The sequence below is a fragment of the Cupriavidus pinatubonensis genome, assembly GCF_019602855.1.
Taxonomy (GTDB): Bacteria; Pseudomonadota; Gammaproteobacteria; order Burkholderiales; family Burkholderiaceae; genus Cupriavidus; species Cupriavidus pinatubonensis.
The window spans coordinates 2,561,201-2,581,372 of the sequence record NZ_CP080767.1 but is presented as its reverse complement, the minus strand read 5'-3'; the positions used below and the strand labels follow the sequence as shown (position 1 = coordinate 2,581,372).

Annotated in this window: 19 protein-coding genes, 1 tRNA gene and 3 pseudogenes; 10 read left to right on the top strand and 13 right to left on the bottom strand. The window is 63.6% G+C overall.

The window, feature by feature from the left end; translation table 11 throughout:
* Window positions 1-44 precede the first annotated feature (44 nt).
* Window positions 45-302 (top strand): hypothetical protein, encoded by a 258-nt coding sequence (locus tag K2O51_RS24620; protein WP_011298396.1) that lies wholly within the window; start codon window positions 45-47, stop codon window positions 300-302.
* A 185-nt stretch (window positions 303-487) separates the two neighbouring features.
* Entirely contained in the window at window positions 488-895 is a 408-nt protein-coding gene (locus K2O51_RS24615; protein ID WP_011298395.1) for a GlcG/HbpS family heme-binding protein, read from the top strand.
* A 131-nt stretch (window positions 896-1,026) separates the two neighbouring features.
* Here the strand turns inward: K2O51_RS24615 and K2O51_RS24610 are convergent, their stop codons facing one another.
* The 4 genes from K2O51_RS24610 to K2O51_RS24595 all read right to left on the bottom strand — a co-directional run bounded on the left by K2O51_RS24610 (window position 1,027) and on the right by K2O51_RS24595 (window position 3,433).
* Window positions 1,027-1,347, bottom strand: a complete 321-nt coding sequence (locus K2O51_RS24610; protein WP_140950739.1) for a hemin uptake protein HemP — start codon at window positions 1,345-1,347, stop codon at window positions 1,027-1,029.
* Window positions 1,348-1,576: 229 nt separating this feature from the next.
* Window positions 1,577-1,990, bottom strand: coding sequence for an ExbD/TolR family protein (locus K2O51_RS24605; protein WP_011298393.1), 414 nt, complete (start codon window positions 1,988-1,990; stop codon window positions 1,577-1,579).
* Between the two features lie 24 nt (window positions 1,991-2,014).
* Complete coding sequence (locus K2O51_RS24600) at window positions 2,015-2,743, bottom strand: MotA/TolQ/ExbB proton channel family protein (RefSeq protein WP_011298392.1); 729 nt, start codon at window positions 2,741-2,743, stop codon at window positions 2,015-2,017.
* A gap of 33 nt (window positions 2,744-2,776) precedes the next feature.
* Complete coding sequence (locus K2O51_RS24595) at window positions 2,777-3,433, bottom strand: energy transducer TonB (RefSeq protein WP_011298391.1); 657 nt, start codon at window positions 3,431-3,433, stop codon at window positions 2,777-2,779.
* Between the two features lie 408 nt (window positions 3,434-3,841).
* Here K2O51_RS24595 and K2O51_RS24590 point away from each other — a divergent pair, with 408 nt between their 5' ends.
* A complete protein-coding gene (locus K2O51_RS24590; RefSeq protein WP_011298390.1) occupies window positions 3,842-6,142 on the top strand; it encodes an AAA family ATPase in 2,301 nt (766 codons plus the stop codon).
* A 3-nt stretch (window positions 6,143-6,145) separates the two neighbouring features.
* Here the strand turns inward: K2O51_RS24590 and murI are convergent, their stop codons facing one another.
* The 4 genes from murI to K2O51_RS24570 all read right to left on the bottom strand — a co-directional run bounded on the left by murI (window position 6,146) and on the right by K2O51_RS24570 (window position 10,287).
* On the bottom strand, window positions 6,146-6,955 hold the full coding sequence (gene murI, locus K2O51_RS24585; RefSeq protein ID WP_041679658.1) for a glutamate racemase: 810 nt from the start codon (window positions 6,953-6,955) through the stop codon (window positions 6,146-6,148).
* 72 nt (window positions 6,956-7,027) lie between these two features.
* Entirely contained in the window at window positions 7,028-8,551 is a 1,524-nt protein-coding gene (locus K2O51_RS24580; RefSeq protein WP_011298388.1) for a fumarate hydratase, read from the bottom strand.
* Between the two features lie 190 nt (window positions 8,552-8,741).
* Window positions 8,742-9,275, bottom strand: coding sequence for a TIGR00645 family protein (locus tag K2O51_RS24575; RefSeq protein WP_220630901.1), 534 nt, complete (start codon window positions 9,273-9,275; stop codon window positions 8,742-8,744).
* A 103-nt stretch (window positions 9,276-9,378) separates the two neighbouring features.
* The gene (locus K2O51_RS24570) at window positions 9,379-10,287 is read right to left on the bottom strand and encodes a DMT family transporter (RefSeq protein ID WP_220630900.1); all 909 of its coding nucleotides are present in this window, start codon (window positions 10,285-10,287) and stop codon (window positions 9,379-9,381) included.
* A gap of 305 nt (window positions 10,288-10,592) precedes the next feature.
* Between K2O51_RS24570 and acs the strand changes: the two genes are divergently transcribed.
* From acs to K2O51_RS24550, 4 genes and pseudogenes are all read left to right on the top strand, one after another.
* A complete protein-coding gene (acs, locus tag K2O51_RS24565) occupies window positions 10,593-12,575 on the top strand; it encodes an acetate--CoA ligase (RefSeq protein WP_011298385.1) in 1,983 nt (660 codons plus the stop codon).
* 102 nt (window positions 12,576-12,677) lie between these two features.
* A pseudogene (locus tag K2O51_RS24560) lies at window positions 12,678-14,730 on the top strand (sodium:solute symporter family protein).
* A gap of 59 nt (window positions 14,731-14,789) precedes the next feature.
* Window positions 14,790-14,880: transfer RNA gene (locus K2O51_RS24555), tRNA-Ser, on the top strand.
* Window positions 14,881-15,132: 252 nt separating this feature from the next.
* Window positions 15,133-15,786 carry an acetyltransferase gene (locus K2O51_RS24550; RefSeq protein WP_140950755.1) on the top strand — a complete coding sequence of 218 codons (654 nt, stop codon included), beginning with the start codon at window positions 15,133-15,135 and terminating at the stop codon, window positions 15,784-15,786.
* Window positions 15,787-15,882: 96 nt separating this feature from the next.
* Here K2O51_RS24550 and K2O51_RS24545 read toward each other — a convergent pair whose 3' ends face one another.
* Window positions 15,883-16,107, bottom strand: a complete 225-nt coding sequence (locus tag K2O51_RS24545) for a DUF2188 domain-containing protein (RefSeq protein ID WP_011298382.1) — start codon at window positions 16,105-16,107, stop codon at window positions 15,883-15,885.
* 193 nt (window positions 16,108-16,300) lie between these two features.
* On the opposite strand from K2O51_RS24545, the gene K2O51_RS35590 reads away from it, so the two are divergent.
* From K2O51_RS35590 to K2O51_RS35810, 3 genes are all read left to right on the top strand, one after another.
* Complete coding sequence (locus K2O51_RS35590; protein WP_280640418.1) at window positions 16,301-16,570, top strand: aminotransferase class IV; 270 nt, start codon at window positions 16,301-16,303, stop codon at window positions 16,568-16,570.
* On the top strand, window positions 16,567-17,154 hold the full coding sequence (locus K2O51_RS24540; RefSeq protein WP_280640417.1) for an aminotransferase class IV: 588 nt from the start codon (window positions 16,567-16,569) through the stop codon (window positions 17,152-17,154). Before K2O51_RS35590 ends, K2O51_RS24540 begins: the two co-directional genes overlap by 4 nt.
* 209 nt (window positions 17,155-17,363) lie before the next feature.
* Window positions 17,364-17,489: a hypothetical protein gene (locus K2O51_RS35810; RefSeq protein WP_425332987.1), complete on the top strand. Its 126-nt coding sequence runs from the start codon at window positions 17,364-17,366 to the stop codon at window positions 17,487-17,489.
* 157 nt (window positions 17,490-17,646) lie between these two features.
* On the opposite strand, the pseudogene K2O51_RS35255 reads toward K2O51_RS35810, so the two are convergent.
* The 4 genes and pseudogenes from K2O51_RS35255 to yfiR all read right to left on the bottom strand — a co-directional run.
* Window positions 17,647-17,703, bottom strand: a pseudogene (locus K2O51_RS35255) (OmpA family protein); the annotation flags it as partial.
* Window positions 17,682-18,071: a hypothetical protein gene (locus K2O51_RS35675; protein ID WP_342394096.1), complete on the bottom strand. Its 390-nt coding sequence runs from the start codon at window positions 18,069-18,071 to the stop codon at window positions 17,682-17,684. The gene K2O51_RS35675 and the pseudogene K2O51_RS35255, both read right to left, overlap by 22 nt.
* Before the next feature lie 33 nt (window positions 18,072-18,104).
* Window positions 18,105-19,382: pseudogene (gene dgcN, locus K2O51_RS24525) on the bottom strand (diguanylate cyclase DgcN/YfiN).
* Window positions 19,379-19,966 carry a regulatory sequestration protein YfiR gene (gene yfiR, locus K2O51_RS24520; RefSeq protein WP_041679656.1) on the bottom strand — a complete coding sequence of 196 codons (588 nt, stop codon included), beginning with the start codon at window positions 19,964-19,966 and terminating at the stop codon, window positions 19,379-19,381. The pseudogene dgcN and the gene yfiR overlap by 4 nt, the downstream one beginning before the upstream one ends.
* Between the last annotated feature and the right edge of the window lie 206 nt (window positions 19,967-20,172).

Below are 20,172 nucleotides of genomic sequence, written 5' to 3'. Positions count from 1 at the left end.
TGTCCGCCGGCGCCTTCTGTCAGTGAAAAAAAGGGGAATCTCTCATGAATCTCAAGCGTAGTTTGGCGGCAGCAATGGCCCTTGCGGCGCTTTCCATGGTATCGCTGCCCTCGTTCGCCGGCACGGGCAAGGTGGACCCCTATCTGGACGGTTCGAAGATCAGCAAGCCCGATCCGTTTACCGATGGCGCACGCGTTGGTAAGACCGATCCTTATACGGACGGCGCCAGCATCAGCCAGCGCGATCCGTATACCGATGGCGGCCGCGTCAGCAAGCCTGACCCGTTCACGGACGGCGCCTGACCCGCAGTGGATGGCGCCGGCTGAGGGCGCTCATCTTGCAGACCGCAGATTGACCCGCATTCGTGCGGGTCAAGTCGTTTTGGGCAATTGTGTTTGACCTTTGCTGACGCGGCTGGCGCGATGACTGGGGTATTTGTGCAGCGCTATACTTCCGGTTCACACAGTATGAACATCAGGAGAGTGGTATGCAGCAAAAGACCGTGCTGACGGCAGAAGACGTGAAGAAGATCATGGCCGCAGCAGAGGCCGAGGCAAAGACCCATCAGTGGGCTGTCTCGATCGTGGTGGTGGATGATGGTGGCCATATGCTGGCCATGCAGCGCCTGGATGGCGCCGCGCCAATCTCGGCCTACATCGCCACGGAAAAGGCCCGCACGTCGTCGCTGGGCCGCCGCGAGTCGAAGGTCTACGAAGACATGATCAACAACGGCCGCTATTCGTTCATGACTGCCCCGACGCTGCAGGGCATGCTGGAGGGCGGCGTGCCTATCGTCCACAACGACCAGGTTGTTGGCGCAGTGGGTGTCTCCGGTGTCAAGTCGACGGAAGACGCGCAGATCGCCCGTGCCGGCATTGCTGCGCTGGGTCTCTGATCGCTCGTCGTAGAGCCCCGCAGCGGCGGGGCTGGCATTTGCATCCTCCCGGCGGGCCGTTCGGCCTGCCGCTCCCCCGGCTTCTCATTTCTCCACAGCCCGCACCATAGTGCAGGCGTCGTGCATTCCCTTTACTTCGTCAGGATCAGCTTGCCGTAGCGCGTGACGCGCAGCGTGTAGATGTCGCCGTTGTGGCGGATCGGCAGCGTCGTGGCGCCGCGCATGATCGTTTCCAGCGCGACGGGCTCGCTCGCCGGCGTACTCGGCAGGCTGTCTCGCACGAGCGCTTCCAGCCTTGCGGGCAACGCTGCAACGGCCGATTTCACGGATTCGAGGGCGGATGCCGCAGCAGCATCGCGTCGGCCCTGGGGCGAAACTTCCACGCGGCGCAACGACAGGCGGCGGCGGGTAACTTCACGGGGTTGCGACAGCGGCAGGGAAAGGGTGCTCATCATCTGGCTCCGTTCGGCGGTAAGGTTGGTTGGCTTGCACACTGTCTAGTGCGATTTCGACAGGCATGTGCTTGCGATGAAATGGATATTAAATGAGAACCATTACCATTTCAATGGTGCTGATCAATCGTTACATCTCTCGTCGAGTTGACGCACCAAAAGCACAAAGGGCATCCGTAGGGATGCCCTTTCCTGAAGCTGTCGACCGGTGTGGCCGGACGATCAGAATTTACTGCTTCGGCTCGGTGATGAAACCAATCTTTCCTAGCCCGCCATGCTGCGCGGCGGCCATGACCTCGGCCACGCGCTCGTAGCGCACGTCGCGGTCCGCGCGCAGGTGAAGTTCAGGTTGCGGCTCCTGCTTCGCGGCCAGCGCGATGTTGTTGGCCAGCGTAGTATCGTCCACCTCGGTCTGGTTCCAGTAGACCTTTCCCTGGGCGTCGATCGAGACGTTGATGTTCTGCGGCTTGGATTCGTTCGGGGTACTGCTTGCGCGCGGCAGGTCGATCTTCACCGCGTGGTTGATGACCGGGATCGTGATGATGAAGATGATCAGCAGCACCAGCATGACGTCGACCAGCGGCGTCATGTTGATTTCGCTCATCACCTCGTCATCGTCCCCGTCGAGCGTGCCAAATGCCATGATGACTTCCTTGATGCGGTAGTGTTACTGCCGTGCAGAGGCGAGGCGTACGGCGTTGTCGTCGCCGCGGGTGCTGGCCGGCCGAACGCGTGCGCCGGTCACGAAATAGGCGTGCAGGTCGTGCGCGAAGCGGTTCAGCTTGGAGATGACCGACTTGTTGCCACGGGTCAGTGCGTTGTAGCCCAGCACGGCCGGAATCGCAACGGCCAGGCCGAAAGCGGTCATGATCAGCGCTTCACCGACCGGGCCGGCGACCTTGTCGATCGTCGGCACGCCTGAGGCACCGATACCGATCAGTGCATGGTAGATGCCCCACACCGTGCCGAACAGGCCCACGAACGGCGCGGTCGAGCCAACCGAAGCCAGCACGGCCAGGCCAGACTGCATGTGTGCCACGGCGTCGTCGATCGAACTCTTGAGCGAGCGCGTCAGCCAGTCGGAGATGTCCATCACGTCATGCAGTTGCGGCTGGCTGGCGCGGTGGTGCTGTGCCGCTTCCTTGCCGGCGATGGCCAGCGTGCGGAACGGGTTCGCGTCATTGGAACCGAGTGTCTCCAGCGCGTGGTCGAAGTCGTCGGAGTGCCAGAAGCGCTTTTCCGCGCCGTGCGCCATCTTCTTCAGCCGAATCAGATCCCACGCCTTGGTGAGGATCACGATCCACGACAAGAGCGACATGATCAGCAGAATGATGGCCGTCGCACGCATGACGAAATCGCCTTGCGACCAGAGGTGGGAAAGTCCGAGATCCTGCATGTTGGTTCCTGGTAGGTGCGTTGTAGGTTGAGATCAGTTGAGTTCGAATCCGATCGGCTGCTGCGCGGTCACGGCGATGGCGCGGCCGTTGTCCATGTACGGCTTGCAGCGCATACGCTGGACGGCCTCCACAGCAGCATTATCCAGTCGTGACGATCCACTGCTAGATACCACCGAGGTCTTGATCACCTTGCCGGTTTCGTCGGTTGTCAGTCGGACCACGGTCTTGCCGGTCTCGCCCATGCGACGTGACTGGGCCGGATAGCTCGGTTGCGGCGGCGAGCACTGGATCTCGCCGATACCGACGGCGCGGGGTGCTGCGGCGACGGGCGCCGGCTCAGGCGCTGGCGCGGGCGCCGGGGTGGGCGGAGCAGGGGGCGACGGCGGGGCCTCGATCGCAGTGGGCGATGGCGGCAGCGCGGCGACTGGTTGCGGAACCGGCTTGGGCTGCTGCGGCGTCGGCCGCGGCGTGGTCACCTTGACCTGCTTGGGTGGCGTTTCCGTCTTGGGCTTGGGCGGTTCCGGGGCGGCCGGCTTAGGCTGCTCGAGCGGAATGATGCGGGCGATGATTTCCGGGGCGATCACCGCCTCGGTCATCTTGCGGCCCATGCCGCTCTGGATCAGGTAAAGCAGGCCGGCGTGGAACAGCAGGACGGCGAGCGTAATCTTGAAGAAGCGTTGATCGAACATGGGATGAACAACAGGTCTGCCGGACGGCACAAGTCACTTGCGATAGAACAGAATCAGCGAGATACCACATCCGACCAGCAAGCTGACAAGCAATTCCATGATAAACGCTCCTGCAATGGGTCTGCTGGGGAGCGCCACTCTCGGGCGGCGTGTAGCTGGATAGTATAAACGATAATGATTCTTATTTGTTGTGATTTGTGCGTCGCAGCTGGAAATTTGTCCGAAGCGCAGTTATACCCTCAAATCCAGGCAGCAATTTCGCATTGGTGGCCGGTACCACAGTGACCGGCGAATGGCAGGGCGGCCGAATGCGCTGCAAGCAGCAAAGCGCGTAGCATAGGAAAAAGACTGCAAGCGTGGCGGTGGGGCCGGTTGCGGCGCCGCCCGCGGGTACACGGGGACGATGCGATGGACTTCACACGTTTTGCTGAAGAGGACCGCTCGCGGATACTGCGCTCCGGTCCGGGCATCTCGGCCAGTTCGGCGCTGGACTGGATGTGTGCCCAGTTTGCCCTGCGCGTCGTATGTGCGTTGGGCCCTCGGTTCAATCTGCGCAGCAATATCAATGACGTACTCACGGTCAGCGCGCCGGAAATGGTATGGCCGTACGGTGTCGTACTGCGCGTGCAGCGTTTCCTGTCGGCCCGCTGCGCCGACATGCCGGCGTGGAAAGGGGCGGGGCGCCTGACGCCCGAGGAGTTCCTGGAACGCCACGGGCAGTGGAACAGCGCGTTCGACGAGAGCGCGCTGTTCTACTACCTTGATGAGTACGTCAAGCACCACGCCAAGGACATGTTCGCAGTGTTCGACGCCTCGGCTGCGGCCATCGCGAGCCGGCTTGATGGCGAACGCGTGCTGCTGGTGCGCAACATCGACATGCTCAGCCATGTGCTCGACCTGCCCGAGCACGAGCGCAAGCTGTTGCTGTACGCGGCGCTGGCCAAGTACAAGCGCGACCTGCGTGCGGTGATGGTCGATTGCAAGGTCGCGCACAGCCAGGAAGCGTTCCAGATCCTGTCCGGCCTGACCGGCGCCAGCCCGGCGGACGTCGCTGCGTCGCTGCGGCCCGGTTCCCGGCTGGAAACGCTGAACCTGATCGAACAGCCGCTGCCCGAGAACAGCGTGACCGATCTCGGCGACCTGATGCGCCTGTCCGACCGCCTGCTGCACGTACTGCTCGGCAACTACGCGAACGAAGCCGAGATGATGGCGGTCTTCACGCGGCCGGCCGCGCCGCCCACGCTGACCGTGACCGACTATCCGCATGTGGAAACCGACGCGCGCTATCTTTCCGCGTTGCTTTCCAATGCCACGCGCCAGCACGCGGCTGGTGTGAATGTGCTGATCTATGGCCCGCCCGGCACCGGCAAGACCGAGTTTGCGCGCCTGCTGGCCTGCGAGTCCGGCTGCGAGCTGTACGAGGTCGATTGCCTGGACCGCGACGGTAACAGCCTTTCGGGCAAGGACCGCTACCGGTCGCTGCAGGTATCGCAGGCTTTCCTGCGCGGGCGGCCGCGCACGGCGCTGCTGTTCGACGAAGTCGAGGACGTTTTTCCCGGGAGCTCGCGCGAACTGATGAGCCTGTTTGCCCAGGAAGATCCGCGTGCGTCGGTCAACGGCAAGGCCTGGGTCAACCAGACGCTAGAGCAGAACCCGGTGCCCGTGATCTGGATCTCGAATTCGATTCGCCAGATCGATCCGGCGTACCTGCGCCGCTTTCAGTTCCACCTCGAACTGAAGATTCCGCCGCCGCTGGTGCGCGAAAACATCATTCGCAAGCATCTGGGCGGGCTCGATGTCAGCGATGCCTTCATCACAGCGCTGGCGGGGCGCAAGACGCTCACGCCGGCGCAAGTGCAATCCGCCGCGCGCTTCGTGCAGCTCGCGCGGCCCGACGTGGACGAACCCGTCGAGGCGCTGATCCTGCGCCAGCTCGAACACGCTGACCGCGCGATGGGGCTGCGACCGGAAGCCGAGGCGCGACCGGTGGTGACGCATTACCGCCTCGACAACCTGCACCTGGAAACCCGCTACGAAGTCGCCAAGATCATCGAGGCGCTGCGCGTGCGCGAGCGCGGCACGCTGTGTTTCTACGGCCCACCGGGCACGGGCAAGACCGCGCTTGCCGAGCACATTGCCGCCGCACTCGACATGCCACTGATGATCCGGCGCGCCTCCGACCTGATGAGCAAGTACGTCGGCGAAACCGAACAGCAGATTGCCGCGATGTTTGCGCGGGCCGAGGAAGACGGTGCCGTGCTGTTGCTCGACGAAGCCGACAGTTTCATGCAGAGCCGCCAGCAGGCCGTGCGCAACTATGAGGTATCCGAGGTCAACGAGATGCTTCAGGGCATGGAGCGCTTCAACGGCATTTTCGTCTGCACGACCAACCTGTTCGACCGCATCGATGAGGCCGCCTTGCGCAGGTTCTCGTTCAAGATCCGCTTCCTGCCGCTGAAGCCCGCGCAGCGAGTCACGATGTTCGTCGACGAAGCGCTCGAAGGCGATGAAACCCGGCTGACGGAGTCCATGCGGCACGAACTCGATGCGATGGATTGCCTGACTCCGGGTGACTTCGCCACGGTCAAGCGCCAGTGCGTGCTGCTCGGGGACTCACTGACGCCAGAGGAATTCCTCGCGCAGTTGCGCCATGAGCATGCAGTCAAGCCAGACGTGCGCGCGCACCGTCCGGTGGGGTTCCTGCGATAGGCGTCAGAAAGCCGGGGCGGGTTCGATGGCTACCGTTTCCGCCTGCGTTTCGATATGCAGCAGCGCGGCGGCCATCTGCCTGAGGTGGGCGGCATCCTTGGTCGAGACGAAGCGGTCTTGCGGCACGGCGCCGGGCGCAACGGCAAGATCGTGCTCGACGAGCTTGCGCGCCAGCTGACGTGCGATCGCGCTGCCCGTATCCACCAGTGTCAGCTGATTGCCGACCATGTCGCGGATGGTGTCGGACAGGAAAGGGTAGTGAGTGCAGCCGAGTACCAGTGTGTCGGCGCCGGCCTCGAGCATCGGCGTGAGGTAATTGTCGAGCCGCCCGCGGATGTCGGGGCCATCGATGTCGCCTTGCTCGATCAGTGGCACAAGGCCCAGTCCCGCTTCGCAGATAAAGCGGCTTTCGCCGTCGAGTGATGCCAGCAGCCGCGCGAACTTGCCGCTCTTGAGCGTGTTGGCCGTGGCCAGCACGCCCACGACTTTGCTTTGGCTGGCCGCCGCAGCCGGCTTGAGTCCCGGTTCCACGCCGATGATCGGCACGGGAAGTGTTTGGCGCAGCAGCTCCACGGCATGGCCGGTGGCAGTGTTGCACGCGATCACCAGAGCCTTGCAGCCTTGCGCGAGCAGCCACTCGCACGCCTGCAGCGTACGCGCCTGCACGAAAGCTTCCGGTTTCTCGCCATAGGGCGCGTACTTCGAGTCGGCCAGGTAGAGCAGCGATTCATGCGGCAGCAGCGCGCGGATCTCGCGCAGCACGGACAGGCCGCCGAGGCCGGAATCGAAGACGCCGATGGGTGCGGGGTTCACGTTAGGCAAGCAGAAGGGCGGGGATGGAAAAAAGCCGGGCGGAGCCCGGCTTTCTTATGCAGATGCGCAATCTTACAGCGCCGCGACCGGAATCTTGCCGATCTTGGCCTGCCATTCCGCAGGGCCGGTCTTGTGGACCGAAGTGCCTTGGCTGTCCACGGCGACGGTCACGGGCATGTCCTTGACGTCGAACTCGTAGATGGCTTCCATGCCGAGGTCTTCGAAGCCGACGACCTTGGCTTCCTTGATGGCCTTGGCCACCAGGTAAGCGGCGCCGCCCACGGCCATCAGGTAAGCCGACTTGTGCTTCTTGATGGCTTCGATGGCTACCGGGCCGCGCTCGGCCTTGCCGATCATCGAGATCAGGCCGGTTTCCGCCAGCATCATCTCGGTGAACTTGTCCATGCGTGTGGCGGTGGTGGGGCCTGCCGGGCCGACGGCCTCGTCACGGACCGGGTCAACCGGGCCGACGTAGTAGATCACGCGGTTCTTGAAGTCCACCGGCAGCTTTTCGCCCTTGGCCAGCATGTCGGCGATGCGCTTGTGCGCGGCGTCGCGGCCGGTCAGCATCTTGCCGTTGAGCAGCAGGGTCTGGCCCGGCTTCCACGAGGCGACTTCTTCCGGCGTCAGCGTGTTCAGGTCGACGCGCTTCGACGTTTCGGTGTTAGGCGCCCACTCGACCTTCGGCCATTGCGACAGGTCCGGCGCTTCCAGCTTGGCCGGGCCGCTGCCGTCCAGCGTGAAGTGCACGTGGCGGGTGGCTGCGCAGTTCGGGATCATCGCGACCGGCTTGGACGCAGCGTGCGTCGGGCAGGCCATGATCTTGACGTCCAGCACGGTGGCCAGGCCGCCCAGGCCTTGCGCGCCAATGCCCAGCGCGTTGACCTTCTCGTAGAGCTCGACGCGCAGTTCCTCGACCCAGTCCTTCGGACCACGAGCGATGATGTCCTGGATGTCGATGGACTCCATCAGCGATTCCTTGGCCATGACCATGGCCTTCTCGGCGGTACCGCCGATGCCGATGCCCAGCATGCCCGGCGGGCACCAGCCGGCGCCCATGGTCGGCACGGTCTTCAGCACCCAGTCAACGATCGAGTCGGACGGGTTCAGCATCACGAACTTGGACTTGTTCTCCGAGCCGCCGCCCTTGGCCGCGACCTGGATGTCCACCGTGTTGCCCGGCACCACTTCGTAGTGGATCACGGCCGGGGTGTTGTCCTTGGTGTTTTTGCGGCCACCTTCGGGCGGGCTGACGATCGACGCGCGCAGCACGTTGTCCGGGTGCGTATAGCCGCGGCGCACGCCTTCGTTGATCATGTCGGTCAGGCCCATGGTGGCGCCATCCCAGCGCACGTCCATGCCCACCTTGACGAAGACCGTGACGATGCCGGTGTCCTGACAGATGGGGCGCTTGCCTTCCGCGCACATGCGGCTGTTGGTCAGGATCTGCGCGATCGCATCCTTTGCCGCGGGACTCTGCTCCAGCTCATAGGCACGGCCCAGGCTGGTGATGTAGTCCATCGGGTGGTAGTAGCTGATGTACTGCAGGGAGTCTGCGACGCTCTGGATGAGGTCTTCTTGCTTGATGACGGTCATTTTGTGGGGGGTGGCAGCGGTGAAACACAGCCCGAAATCATACACCGAGCCGGGGCGCTCTGCCCGGCTGCATACAGGCGTCTACACGGCTCGCCGTGCATATTACGGCACATGTTGGCATTGACGACACCCGATCGAAAACCGCGGCACAAGGTCGCGGTCCGGGGTGAAGCCGACGATGTATGCCGCTTTAGTATGACTCGGACTTCGCGTGGCCGGCGGCCGGATGGGAAACCATGTGGTCTACCCAGGCCATTGCCAGCGCCGACATCAGGAATGCCAGGTGAATAGCGACCTGCCACATGATCGTGTGGGTCGAACGCTGTTCGGCGTCGATGAACGTCTTGAGCAGGTGGATCGAGGAAATGCCGATCAGCGCCATCGACAGCTTGACCTTCAGCACGCCGGCGTTGACGTGGTCGAGCCATTCCGGCTCGTCGGGGTGGTTGTCGATCCCGAGGCGGGAAACGAAGGTCTCGTAGCCGCCCACGATCACCATGATCAGCAGGTTCGAGATCATCACCACGTCGATGAGGCCCAGCACGACCAGCATGATCTTGTTCTCGTCGTACTCGGTCACATGCGACAGCAGGTGCCATACCTCCACCATGAAGTGATAGACGTAGACGCCCTGCGCGACGATCAGGCCGAGATAGAGGGGCAGCTGGAGCCAGCGCGAAGCAAAGATAAGGCGGGGGATGGGACGCATCGGGGTTTGGGCCATAAGCAAACAGGTGAAAAGTCTTTGTCGCCAGACATTCGAAATGGGTCTGGATTGTACCTTGCCTTGTTTGCGTCCCGCGACGCCTGTCACTTCCTGAAACGCTTCAGGTCACGTCGCGCCATGCCCGGCGCGCTACCGGGCCCGGCCAGCTCGCCAGCACGATGCCGCCCAGCACGCACGCCAGCGCCACCGCATGAGGCCAGCCCGGTGTCTCGCCAAGGAAGACGATGCCGTAGGCGGCCGCCGCCACCGGCAGCACCGAAGTGAAAACGCCCGCGAGTTGTGCGGGCACATGCCGGATCCCTTTCATCCAGAGCCAGAACGAGAACACGCTGGCGGACAGCGCGTACCACAGCAGCATGAGCCAGGTCTGCGTCGGCACGGTGGAGGGATCGAACCCGAGCAGCGGGATCAGGCCCAGCGGCAGCATCAGCAGGCCGCCGATCAGGTGCGTGTAGGCACAGATCTCGATCGCCGCGAGCGTCTGCGTAAGGCGGCGCGACAGGATCACGTAGATCGATTCGCAGATCACGGCGCCGAGGATCATCAGGTTGCCGAGCAGCGCCTGGCCGCCGCCACCACTGTCGTGCGCTCCGCCGCGCGCGATATTCAGTACCGCGACGCCGGCCACCGCCAGCAGCACCGAACCGATCGTCCGGCGCGACAGCCGCTCACGCAGCCACAGCCATGACAGGATCGCGACCGTCGCGGGAATGGTGCTGGTGATGACCCCAGCGGCCATTGCGCTGGTCAGCCGCATGCCATTGAGCATTAGCAGCGTGAACAGGAAGGTGCCGAAGAACGCCTGCAGGAACAGGTTGCGCCATTCCGCGCGCGCCACCTGGCGCATGCGCGACGGCCGGTACCACGGCGACAGGCAGATGATGGCGATGACAAAGCGCAGCAGTGCGAACAGCAGCACGGGCACATGCACGATGATCGATTTGCCCAGGCCGACATTGCTGCCAACGAGCGCCATCGAGGCGATCAGGAAGAAGGGATAAATGGACACGGATACTGCCTCGGGAGTATGCACGCAGCCGGTTTTGCGGGCAGGGTGCGGGCGCTTCGTGAGCGCTGGCATTGGACGCGCCGGGGCCGCGCGGGCAGCCGAATATCGGGCCCGCGGCATTATAGCTGTGCTAGCCTAATGAAGAAGGCTGCACATTCCTCGCGCCGCGCCCTTTCATGCGGGTTTGTTGCTTTGCAGCAAGAACCGGGCATGCTTTTGCCGCGCAAGGGAGCGTCAGGTTTAAGTAAGCCGCCGCGCGTACTTTTGCAGCCAAGCCGTTCAGTCAAATACCAGGAGACCCGCCTATGTCCGCCATCGAATCGGTGATGCAAGAGCATCGCGTTTTCAACCCGCCCGAGTCCTTCGTCCGGCAAGCCGCGATTCCAGGCATGGACGCCTACCGCGCGCTGTGCGCCGAGGCGGAGCGCGACTACGAGGGCTTCTGGGCCAGCCGTGCGCGCGACCTGCTGCACTGGAACAAGCCCTTCACCAAGGTGCTGGATGAAAGCAATGCACCGTTCTACAAGTGGTTCGAGGATGGCGAACTGAACGCTTCGTACAACTGCCTGGACCGCAACCTGCAGAACGGCAATGCCGACAAGACCGCGATCGTGTTCGAGGCCGATGACGGCACCGCGACGCGCGTGTCGTATCGCGACCTGCACGCCAAGGTCTGCCGCTTCGCCAATGGCCTGAAGGCGCTTGGCATCAAGAAGGGCGATCGCGTGGTGATCTACATGCCGATGTCGGTCGAAGGCGTGGTGGCCATGCAGGCGTGCGCGCGTTTAGGTGCCACGCATTCTGTGGTGTTCGGCGGGTTCTCGGCCAAGTCGCTGCAGGAGCGGCTGGTGGACGTCGGCGCCGTGGCGCTGATCACCGCGGACGAGCAGATGCGCGGCGGCAAGGCGCTACCGCTCAAGGCGATTGCCGACGATGCGCTGGCGCTCGGCGGCTGCGAGGCGGTCAAAAACGTGATCGTCTATCGCCGCACCGGCGGCAAGGTCAACTGGGTCGAAGGCCGTGACCGCTGGATGGAAGACGTATCCGCCGGCCAGCCCGACACCTGCGAGGCCGTGCCCGTGAGCGCCGAGCATCCGCTGTTCGTGCTCTACACCTCGGGCTCCACCGGCAAGCCCAAGGGCGTGCAGCACAGCACCGGCGGCTACCTGCTGTGGGCGCTGATGACGATGCAGTGGACCTTCGACATCAAGCCCGACGACCTGTTCTGGTGTACTGCCGACATCGGCTGGGTCACCGGTCACACCTATATCGCGTACGGCCCGCTGGCCGCCGGTGCCACGCAGATCATCTTCGAAGGCGTGCCGACCTATCCGAACGCAGGCCGCTTCTGGGACATGATCGCGCGCCATAAGGTCAGCATCTTCTACACCGCGCCGACCGCGATTCGCTCGCTGATCAAGGCCGCCGAGGCAGACGAGAAGATCCATCCGAAGCAGTACGACCTTTCCAGCCTGCGCCTGCTCGGCACCGTGGGCGAGCCGATCAACCCCGAAGCCTGGATGTGGTACTACAAGAACATCGGCAATGAGCGCTGCCCGATCGTCGATACGTTCTGGCAGACCGAGACCGGTGGCCACATGATTACGCCGCTGCCGGGCGCCACGCCGCTGGTGCCGGGCTCGTGCACGCTGCCGCTGCCGGGTATCATGGCGGCGATCGTCGACGAGACTGGACATGACGTACCTAACGGGAGCGGCGGCATCCTGGTGGTCAAGCGCCCGTGGCCGGCGATGATCCGCACGATCTGGGGCGATCCGGAACGCTTCAAGAAGAGCTACTTCCCGGAAGAACTCGGCGGCAAGCTGTACCTGGCCGGCGATGGCTCGATCCGCGACAAGGAGACCGGCTACTTCACCATCATGGGCCGTATCGATGATGTGCTGAACGTGTCGGGCCACCGCATGGGCACGATGGAAATCGAATCGGCGCTGGTCGCGAACCCGATCGTGGCTGAAGCCGCCGTGGTCGGTCGCCCGGACGACACTACGGGCGAGGCCATCTGCGCATTCGTGGTGCTCAAGCGTGCGCGTCCGAGCGATGCCGAGGCGCAGCAGATCGCCACCGAACTGCGCAACTGGGTCGCGAAGGAAATCGGTCCGATCGCCAAGCCCAAGGACATCCGCTTCGGCGACAACCTGCCGAAGACGCGCTCGGGCAAGATCATGCGCCGCCTGCTGCGTTCGCTGGCCAAGGGTGAGGAAATCACGCAGGACACCTCGACGCTGGAGAACCCTGCGATCCTTGATCAATTGAAGCAGGCGCAATAACCGGTCCATTCGGTAACGGCTCGTCCGACAGAACCCGCCGCCGCGTGAATCGCGCCGGCGGGTTCTTTACTCTAGATTTCCCTCACAGCCAGATCCTTGCCTATGCCCGACGCCCAGTCGCGTTTCCGCCGCCGGCTGATGTTGTACTACGGCCTGTTCACGCTGGGTCTGTTCGGCTTCGTCGGCATGATGGGGCTGCTGGAGAAATCCAATGCCGATGCGCTGTGGCTCGGCTATGTCTTTCTCTTCGTCACCATCGCGATCTACGCCTGTATCGGGCTGATCTGCCGTACGTCCGACCTCAACGAATACTACGTCGCCGCGCGGCGCGTGCCGGCGATGTTCAATGGCATGGCGATCGCGGCGGACTGGATGAGCGCCGCGTCGTTCATCGGCCTGGCCGGCATTCTGTTCGCTTCCGGCTATGAGGGGCTGGCGTATGTGATGGGATGGACCGGCGGCTATTGCCTGGTGGCGTTCCTGCTCGCGCCATACCTGCGCAAGTACGGCGGCTACACCATTCCCGATTTTCTCGCGGCACGCTATGGCAACGGCAAGCCGGGCGGCAACCTCCCTGTGCGCGCCATTGCGGTGCTTGCGGCATCGTTGTGTTCGTTTGTCTATCTGGTCGCGCAGATCCAGGGGGTGGGCCTTGTCGTGACACGCTTCATCGGCGTCGAGTTCGCGGTCGGCATCTTCTTCGGGCTGGCCGGCATCCTGGTTTGTTCGTTCCTGGGCGGCATGCGCGCCGTCACGTGGACCCAGGTCGCGCAGTACATCATGATGATCGTCGCGTTCCTGGTAACGGTCTCGATGATTGCGTGGAAGCATCATCATGAAGTCGTGCCGCAACTGAGCTACGGGCCGCTGCTTTCGCAGCTGGACCAGCGCGAACGGCAGCTTGAGCGCGAACCGGCCGAGTTGGCCGTGCGCGATTTCTACCGGCAGCAGGCCATCCAGATGCAGGAGCGCATCGCCCGTCTGCCCCAGTCGTTTGCCGAAGAACGCGACGCGCTCGACGTGCGCCTGCGCGACTTGCGCGCTCGCAATGCGCCGCTGCGGGAAATCAAGGCATTGGAGCGAGAACGGATCGAGTTCCCCGCCGACGCGGCTGCCGCGCAACTGCAGTGGAACCAGATGCGTGAAGATGCGCTCGCACGCAGCAAGCCTTCCACGCCATCGACGGAGCCTTATCCTTCGGCCTCCGAGCAGGAGCGTGGCACCAAGCGCCTGAATTTCGTGCTGCTGGTGTTCTGCCTGATGGTGGGGACCGCCAGCCTCCCGCACATCCTCACGCGCCTGTACACAACACCATCGGTGAAGGAAACGCGCAACTCCGTCGCGTGGGCGCTGTTTTGTATCGCCTTGCTTTACGTGTCGGCCCCCACGCTGGCGGCGCTGGTCAAGTACGAATTCTTCCAGCACGTGGTCGGCACGCCCTACGCTGAACTGCCGCAGTGGGTCGTGCAGTGGCGCAAGGTCGATCCACCGGTGTTCGCGCTGCGTGACGTCAACGCCGATGGCATCGTGCAGTGGGCCGAAATCCTGTTGCAACCCGACATGATCGTGCTGGCCGCACCTGAAATTGCGGGGTTGCCTTACGTAATATCCGGACTGATCGCCGCCGGCGCGCTGGCGGCTGCACTATCGACGGCGGACGGCCTGCTGTTGACCATCGCCAATGCGCTGTCGCACGATGTCTTCTATCACATGGTCGACCGCCAGGCGAGCCACCAGCGGCGCGTAACGACGGCAAAGATCGTACTGCTCGGCGTAGCGCTGTTCGCCTCGTACGTCACATCGCTGCGTCCCGGCAACATCCTGTTCCTGGTGGGCGCGGCCTTCTCGCTGGCGGCATCAAGCTTCTTTCCGGTGCTGGTGCTCGGCATCTTCTGGCGCCGCACGACGGCCGCTGGCGCGGTCGCGGGGATGGCGGCGGGCTTGGGCATTTCGGTCTACTACATCTTCGTCAACTATCCTTTCTTCACGCGGATGACGGGTATCTTTGGTGACCGGTGGTTTGGCGTCGATCCCATCGCGTCAGGTGCCTTTGGCGTTCCTGCGGGTTTTCGCTGCAGCCATCCTGGTCAGTCTGGTCACACCGAGGAATGCGCCTGTCATCAACAGGCTGGTGAACTACTTGCGGAAGGGGTAGGGGGTGGCCAATGAAACACTGGACGCGTCGCCGCGCTCTGCTATAATCGCGGACTTCCCGGAGAGATGGATGAGTGGTTTAAGTCGCACGCCTGGAAAGCGTGTATAGGTTAATAGCCTATCGGGGGTTCGAATCCCCCTCTCTCCGCCAGGATTCTTTAGGGCTTCGCGGGTTAGCAATCGCTCGCAGTAGGCCGTAAAAAAGGGGCTGGGGTCATTGACCCCGGCCCCTTTTTGTTTGCCTGTGGGGCGCCAACACTACCTTATGCAGGACACTCATAGTCCTGCCATTACGGAATGTTCGAAAGGTCGCATTATGGACAACCTTGCGAAGGCTCCGACCCGAACGGGGGATTATTATTATCGGTGGGTTTGACACTCTCGCCGACATCGATAAGCCGCTGTGGAAAACATTGTCATCATCGGATCGGGCGGCCATGCGAAGTCCGTCATCGATGCGGTAGAAACTCAGCGCAAACATCACATAGTCGGACTGATCGACACTTCCCGGCGCGAAGTGATGGGTTATCGGGTGCTCGGTGATGAGGCGGCTTTGCCGATTCTTGTCAGGGAATATCGGATCGATGGCGCGCTGATCGCAATCGGCGATAACAGCGCACGTGCCCAGGTCGCCAAAAGAATCATGGCGCTGTGCCCGGGTCTCCGGTTTCCAGCGGCCATTCATCCGGCAACCAGCATCGGCAGAGGGACCACGATCGGCGAAGGTTCGGTCGTGATGGCGGGCGTGGTGATCAATGCATGTTCGACCGTTGGCCGGCATTGCATTATCAACACCGGCGCATGCGTGGATCACGATTGCGAGGTGGGCGATTATGCCAGTCTCGCGCCTGGCGTTGTCACAGGGGGGGAGTGCAAGATCGGCGTCTTTTCCGCCATAGGGTTAGGTGCGAACCTGATTCACGGCATCACCGTCGGCGACGACGTGGTCATTGGCGCTGGATCGTTGGTTGCGAGAGACATAGAGCCGCTGACGGTCGCCTATGGGCTGCCGTCGAAGGTTATCCGAACGCGCCAGCATGGTGAGCGCTATCTTTAAGGACCGGAGCGAGGTTGCCGCTTGCACCATCCAAAGCCGTCTCGTAGGCGGCTTTTTTGTTTTTGCACGCTCTGATTGCGCCCCTTTGCCGCGGGTTTAGTCCTTCACCTCGAGCGCTTCCGTTTCGAACGAACTGCGTTCCACGATCTGTCCGTCGCGGCCATGTATCAGTAACGCGACTTTCGCCTGCCTGGCTCTTTCGGTGCCGGTGGCAATTGCATGTTTCTGGCAGGTGAATCGATGTTCGTTACCGGAGCCACCGTCGAGTTGTACTGCCCAACCGTTGTGGGTGGGTACGACGTGGATATTTTTATTGGGCATCTCTGTCTCCCTGGGTTGATGGAGACAGTGTCGACAGGTAAACGGTGCGCCGGTATCAGGCGCCGTCCGACAGCGGGCGCCTGACCCTGTTGGGAAGCGACCCGTCCGGAGCTCCGAAGCCTTATGCGCATATTGCATAAGCCATCCCACGCGCCTGTGAAAGAATCGGACATCCCCTCAGCAAGCACTTACCATGTCCGAGCCTCTCGTCTATCTCAACGGCGATCTGACCCCCTTGTCCGAAGCCCGCATCCCCGTCCTGGATCGCGGTTTCATCTTCGGTGATGGCATTTACGAGGTCATCCCGATCTACAACGGCAAGCCGTTCCGGGGCGCTCAGCACCTGGCACGCCTCGCGCGTAGCCTGGCGGCCATCGGTATTCCCGATCCGCACGACGCGTCCCGAATGGCTGGCGCTGATCGCGCGCGTGGCGGAGGCGAACGGGCTGTCCGACCAGAATGAGCTATATCCAGGTCACCCGGGGCGTGGCACGGCGCACACATGCGTTTCCAACGGAAGTCACGCCGACCGTGCTGATCATGACCAATCCGATGGTGCTGCCGGCTGCGGAGGCGGTGGCGCAGGGGGTGGCGTGCGTGACGATGGAGGATCGGCGCTGGCTCAATTGCCAGATCAAGTCGACGTCGCTGCTCGGTAATGTGCTGGCCGCGCAATATGCGGCGGAGCATAGCGCAACCGAGGCGATCCAGTTTCGCGATGGCTGGCTCACGGAAAGCCTCGGCGTCCAATGTCTGGGTGGTGCGTTAGCGGGCCGAGTATCGGCGCCACCCAAGGACAACCTGATCCTGGAGGGCATCCGCTACGGTTTGTTGGAAGAGTTGTGCGCCGCGCTGGACATCTCGCTGGAAACCCGCCGCATCTCGCGCGAGGAGGTCTTCGGTGCGGACGAGGTATTGCTGTCGTCGGCGAGCAAGGAACTATTGCCAGTGGTGTCCATTGATGGACAGACGATTGGAGCAGGAGCGCCCGGCCCGGTCTTTCGCAAGCTCTACGACGCTTACCAGGCCGCCAAGGCCGCGCTTTGAGCGCACGGGCATGCCCGTGCTAGCATGACCGCCGAACCGCTTCCGGGAGACAGCCATGGCCAAGCGCCGAGCGCGGCCGGCGCGCCTTGCAAGGACGAGTGTAAGCCGGCGAGTGCAGCAGATCGACGAAATCGGCGAGGACGGTGCAAAGATCCGCGCACCAATGCCTGAGCCTCATCCACGCGATGCACGCGGACGGAAACTGGGACATGAAGGGCTTCGGCCGGTCCACCGGCTACGAGGCAAGCATTCGCGCCGTCGTCGACAAGGTGCGCGACGAATTCGACCTGTCTGACTCCATCGAGAACCGCGCGTCCAATCCCTTCGGCGACTGAGGCTGTCGGCGTTGCCGGCAGTCGTTTGCCGCGATGTGTCCCGCGCGGTTACTCCACCGTCACCACGATGGAGGCGCGCCGATTCTCCGCGCGACCGGCGGGCGGTGCGGTTGTCTGCCACCGGCCGGCCCTTGCCCATGCCGCGCAGTTCAATGTTCGCCGGTTCGAAACCGGCAGTGACCAGTACCCTGGCTACGGCTTCCGCGCGCCGCAGCGAAAGCCGCAGGTTGTATTCGGTGCTGCCGGTGTGATCGGTGTGGCCATCTCACGCGTACATGGTCGATGCCCACGCCTAGCAGCACGCCGCCGAGGCGCCGGATGTCGGCAATCCGATCGGGAGGGATGGCATCTTCGTCGAAGCCAAACAGGACTTTGAGCGGACGGCCGAGTTCCCCAGCCGACGTCTGTCTCCGTAAAGCCTTCCCTGCTGCGGCACACGGCTACCTGTGCCGGTGTCAGGCCCGCCCTGGGCCGGAAGGGGCGGTCTTGCAGCCCGGACAAAGCCAGAACCATCGCTGCCAGAGCCGCCAGCAGTGCGCCCGCCGCCAGCCCGCGGGTATCCCGCGGGCCGGTATGCGGCAACTGGCTTGCCGCAGCGGAACGGTAGGGCAGGCGTCATCGCTGGTCCCGGCTGGCCTCCAGGCGTGGCTCGGCACTCTGCCAGGTCCCGCCGCATCGGCGACTTGGGCGCCGTACATGGCCGCGTCTGCCGCATGCAGCAACCCCTGGCTGCCCTGCGCATGCATCGGAAACACGGCTACACCAATGCTAAGCGATGCCGTGATGCAGGTGCCATCGGGCAAGAGGATAGGTTCGGGGATTCGCCGCAGGATCTGCTCGGCAATCGGCACGATATCCGCCGCAGCGCGCAAGGACGTGACGAGCACCGCAAACTCGTCGCCGCCAAGGCGCGCGACCACATCGCCTTCGCGCACGCTTGCTCGGATGCGCTGAGCCAGCGCGACCAGCACCACGTCTCCGGCGGCATGGCCGAACCGGTCGTTGATGCCTTTGAAGTCGTCGCTGTCGAGATAGAGCAATGCCGCATAGCTAGCGCTGGCAGCCGCGGCGCGAACGGCAAGCTCAAGCAGTTCTTCAAACGCGGACCGGTTGAGCAGGCCGGTCAGCGAGTCATGGCTGGCACGGTGCGCGAGCGAGCGGTTCTCATGCTGCATCTGGTTTTGCCACGTTTCCAGCTCATCGAGCAGGCCGTTGAAGTCGTCGCCAAGTGCATTCAGTTCCTCGATGCGGGCGGGGGGGGGGGTGCGCTGGGCGAAGTCGCGCGCTCCGAACGTACGGCGTGAGCCACGCGCAGGTTGCGCAACGGCTCGACGATCTGCGCGAGCATGCGGCTCGACATATAGTGCGCGCTGACGGCGGTCAGCAGCAGGCAGGCTAGCAGGCCCAGCGCGCCTTGCAGCAGGAACTGCAGCGATTGGACGGATCGCCGGTCATCCGCAGGGTACCGACCGGCTGGGTGTCGTGCAGGATCGGCTGCTCGATCACGCCGGTGCTGAGCAATTCGCCCGAGCGCGTACCGCAAGCCGTCTCGGCGTTCGTGGCCGGACGCTGCCAGTCGGCCAGCACGCGGTTGTCGAGATCGAGGACGGTAGCGCGGGAGACGTCTTCGGACGCGGCAATCACGGCCAGCGTCTCGCCAGTGGCGACCTTGTCGCGGAATACCACCGGCGCTTCGAGCGTATAGGAGATCGACCGTGCCACCAGGCGCAGGTTGTGGTCCGCATAGACCCGAAGTGCAGCAAAGCCGAGCGCGGTCAGGGAGAGGCCCGCCGTGCAGACCGCCAGCAGCGCTACGCCAAGATGAATGCGTCGCAGCGTGCTGTACAGGGTAGGGCGTTGTCGGCCGCCCGCGGGCCTCGATCCGGGCTTCATGACGACGCGCCCCTGCGGCGACCCAGTTGCAGCACGGCCGGATGGACGTGGACACCGCTGCGGGCCAGCGAATCGAGATTCACGCGGAACGACACCTGGTTCTCGCGGATGTTCAGGCAGAACATGCTGCCAACTTCACACTCGAAGTCCTCTTCGCTGATCACCAGCACCGGCCGTCCGGTCAGTTCCGCGCCCAGCCGCTGGCGTCGTGCGTCGGTCATGGCGCCAAGATAAAGCGCGTCGCAGTTGCTCGCGAGCGCTTCCGTCATGACATCGACTTCGCGCGTGCGTACCGTGCGGCCGTTGCTCAGCGTGCCGCCTTCCAGCAGGCGCGCCGGATACCGGCTGGTGTTGTCGACGCAGAGGCGGACCGGTTCGCGTTCCGACGGCCAGCGCGCGTAGCCAAGCAGGCTGAAGACCACGCGCGCCACCATGTCTGTGCGTTGCGGAGCCGGTTGCGCGGTGACGCCCGGAGGCAGCACGGCCGGCACGATGGCAAGCACGGCTGCCGTCAGCAGCCGCAGCCAGTAGCGAAGCGGGCTGCGGTCGCGGATGATTCGGAATCTGGCTGGGGCGCGAGCCATGGGTGGCGGAGTATGCGTACTGCCTGATCGGGTTGTCCGGGGGGCACTCATGGCAGGATACGTGCGTTCCTTCCATGAGTTGTTCCAGGGGCAGGCGGCGTGGCGAAAATATTGTCCCGGTGGCTGCGTCGGGCGGTCAAGCCATGCACCAGCCGGCGCCAGGCCGCGGTTGTTGTACTGGTTCTGGTTCTGAATCGCGCCGGGAT

Excerpts from the sequence above, each read along its gene's own strand:
- K2O51_RS24600 (WP_011298392.1), bottom strand. The coding sequence starts at position 2,743 with ATGCAGGATCTCGGACTTTCCCACCTCTGGTCGCAAGGCGATTTCGTC.
- yfiR (WP_041679656.1), bottom strand. The coding sequence starts at position 19,966 with ATGGCTCGCGCCCCAGCCAGATTCCGAATCATCCGCGACCGCAGCCCG.
- K2O51_RS24540 (WP_280640417.1), top strand. The coding sequence starts at position 16,567 with ATGAGCTATATCCAGGTCACCCGGGGCGTGGCACGGCGCACACATGCG.
- K2O51_RS24615 (WP_011298395.1), top strand. The coding sequence starts at position 488 with ATGCAGCAAAAGACCGTGCTGACGGCAGAAGACGTGAAGAAGATCATG.
- K2O51_RS24605 (WP_011298393.1), bottom strand. The coding sequence starts at position 1,990 with ATGGCATTTGGCACGCTCGACGGGGACGATGACGAGGTGATGAGCGAA.
- K2O51_RS24580 (WP_011298388.1), bottom strand. The coding sequence starts at position 8,551 with ATGACCGTCATCAAGCAAGAAGACCTCATCCAGAGCGTCGCAGACTCC.
- K2O51_RS24590 (WP_011298390.1), top strand. The coding sequence starts at position 3,842 with ATGGACTTCACACGTTTTGCTGAAGAGGACCGCTCGCGGATACTGCGC.
- K2O51_RS24620 (WP_011298396.1), top strand. The coding sequence starts at position 45 with ATGAATCTCAAGCGTAGTTTGGCGGCAGCAATGGCCCTTGCGGCGCTT.
- K2O51_RS35810 (WP_425332987.1), top strand. The coding sequence starts at position 17,364 with ATGAAGGGCTTCGGCCGGTCCACCGGCTACGAGGCAAGCATTCGCGCC.
- K2O51_RS35590 (WP_280640418.1), top strand. The coding sequence starts at position 16,301 with ATGTCCGAGCCTCTCGTCTATCTCAACGGCGATCTGACCCCCTTGTCC.
- acs (WP_011298385.1), top strand. The coding sequence starts at position 10,593 with ATGTCCGCCATCGAATCGGTGATGCAAGAGCATCGCGTTTTCAACCCG.
- K2O51_RS24575 (WP_220630901.1), bottom strand. The coding sequence starts at position 9,275 with ATGGCCCAAACCCCGATGCGTCCCATCCCCCGCCTTATCTTTGCTTCG.
- K2O51_RS24545 (WP_011298382.1), bottom strand. The coding sequence starts at position 16,107 with ATGCCCAATAAAAATATCCACGTCGTACCCACCCACAACGGTTGGGCA.
- K2O51_RS24595 (WP_011298391.1), bottom strand. The coding sequence starts at position 3,433 with ATGTTCGATCAACGCTTCTTCAAGATTACGCTCGCCGTCCTGCTGTTC.
- K2O51_RS24610 (WP_140950739.1), bottom strand. The coding sequence starts at position 1,347 with ATGAGCACCCTTTCCCTGCCGCTGTCGCAACCCCGTGAAGTTACCCGC.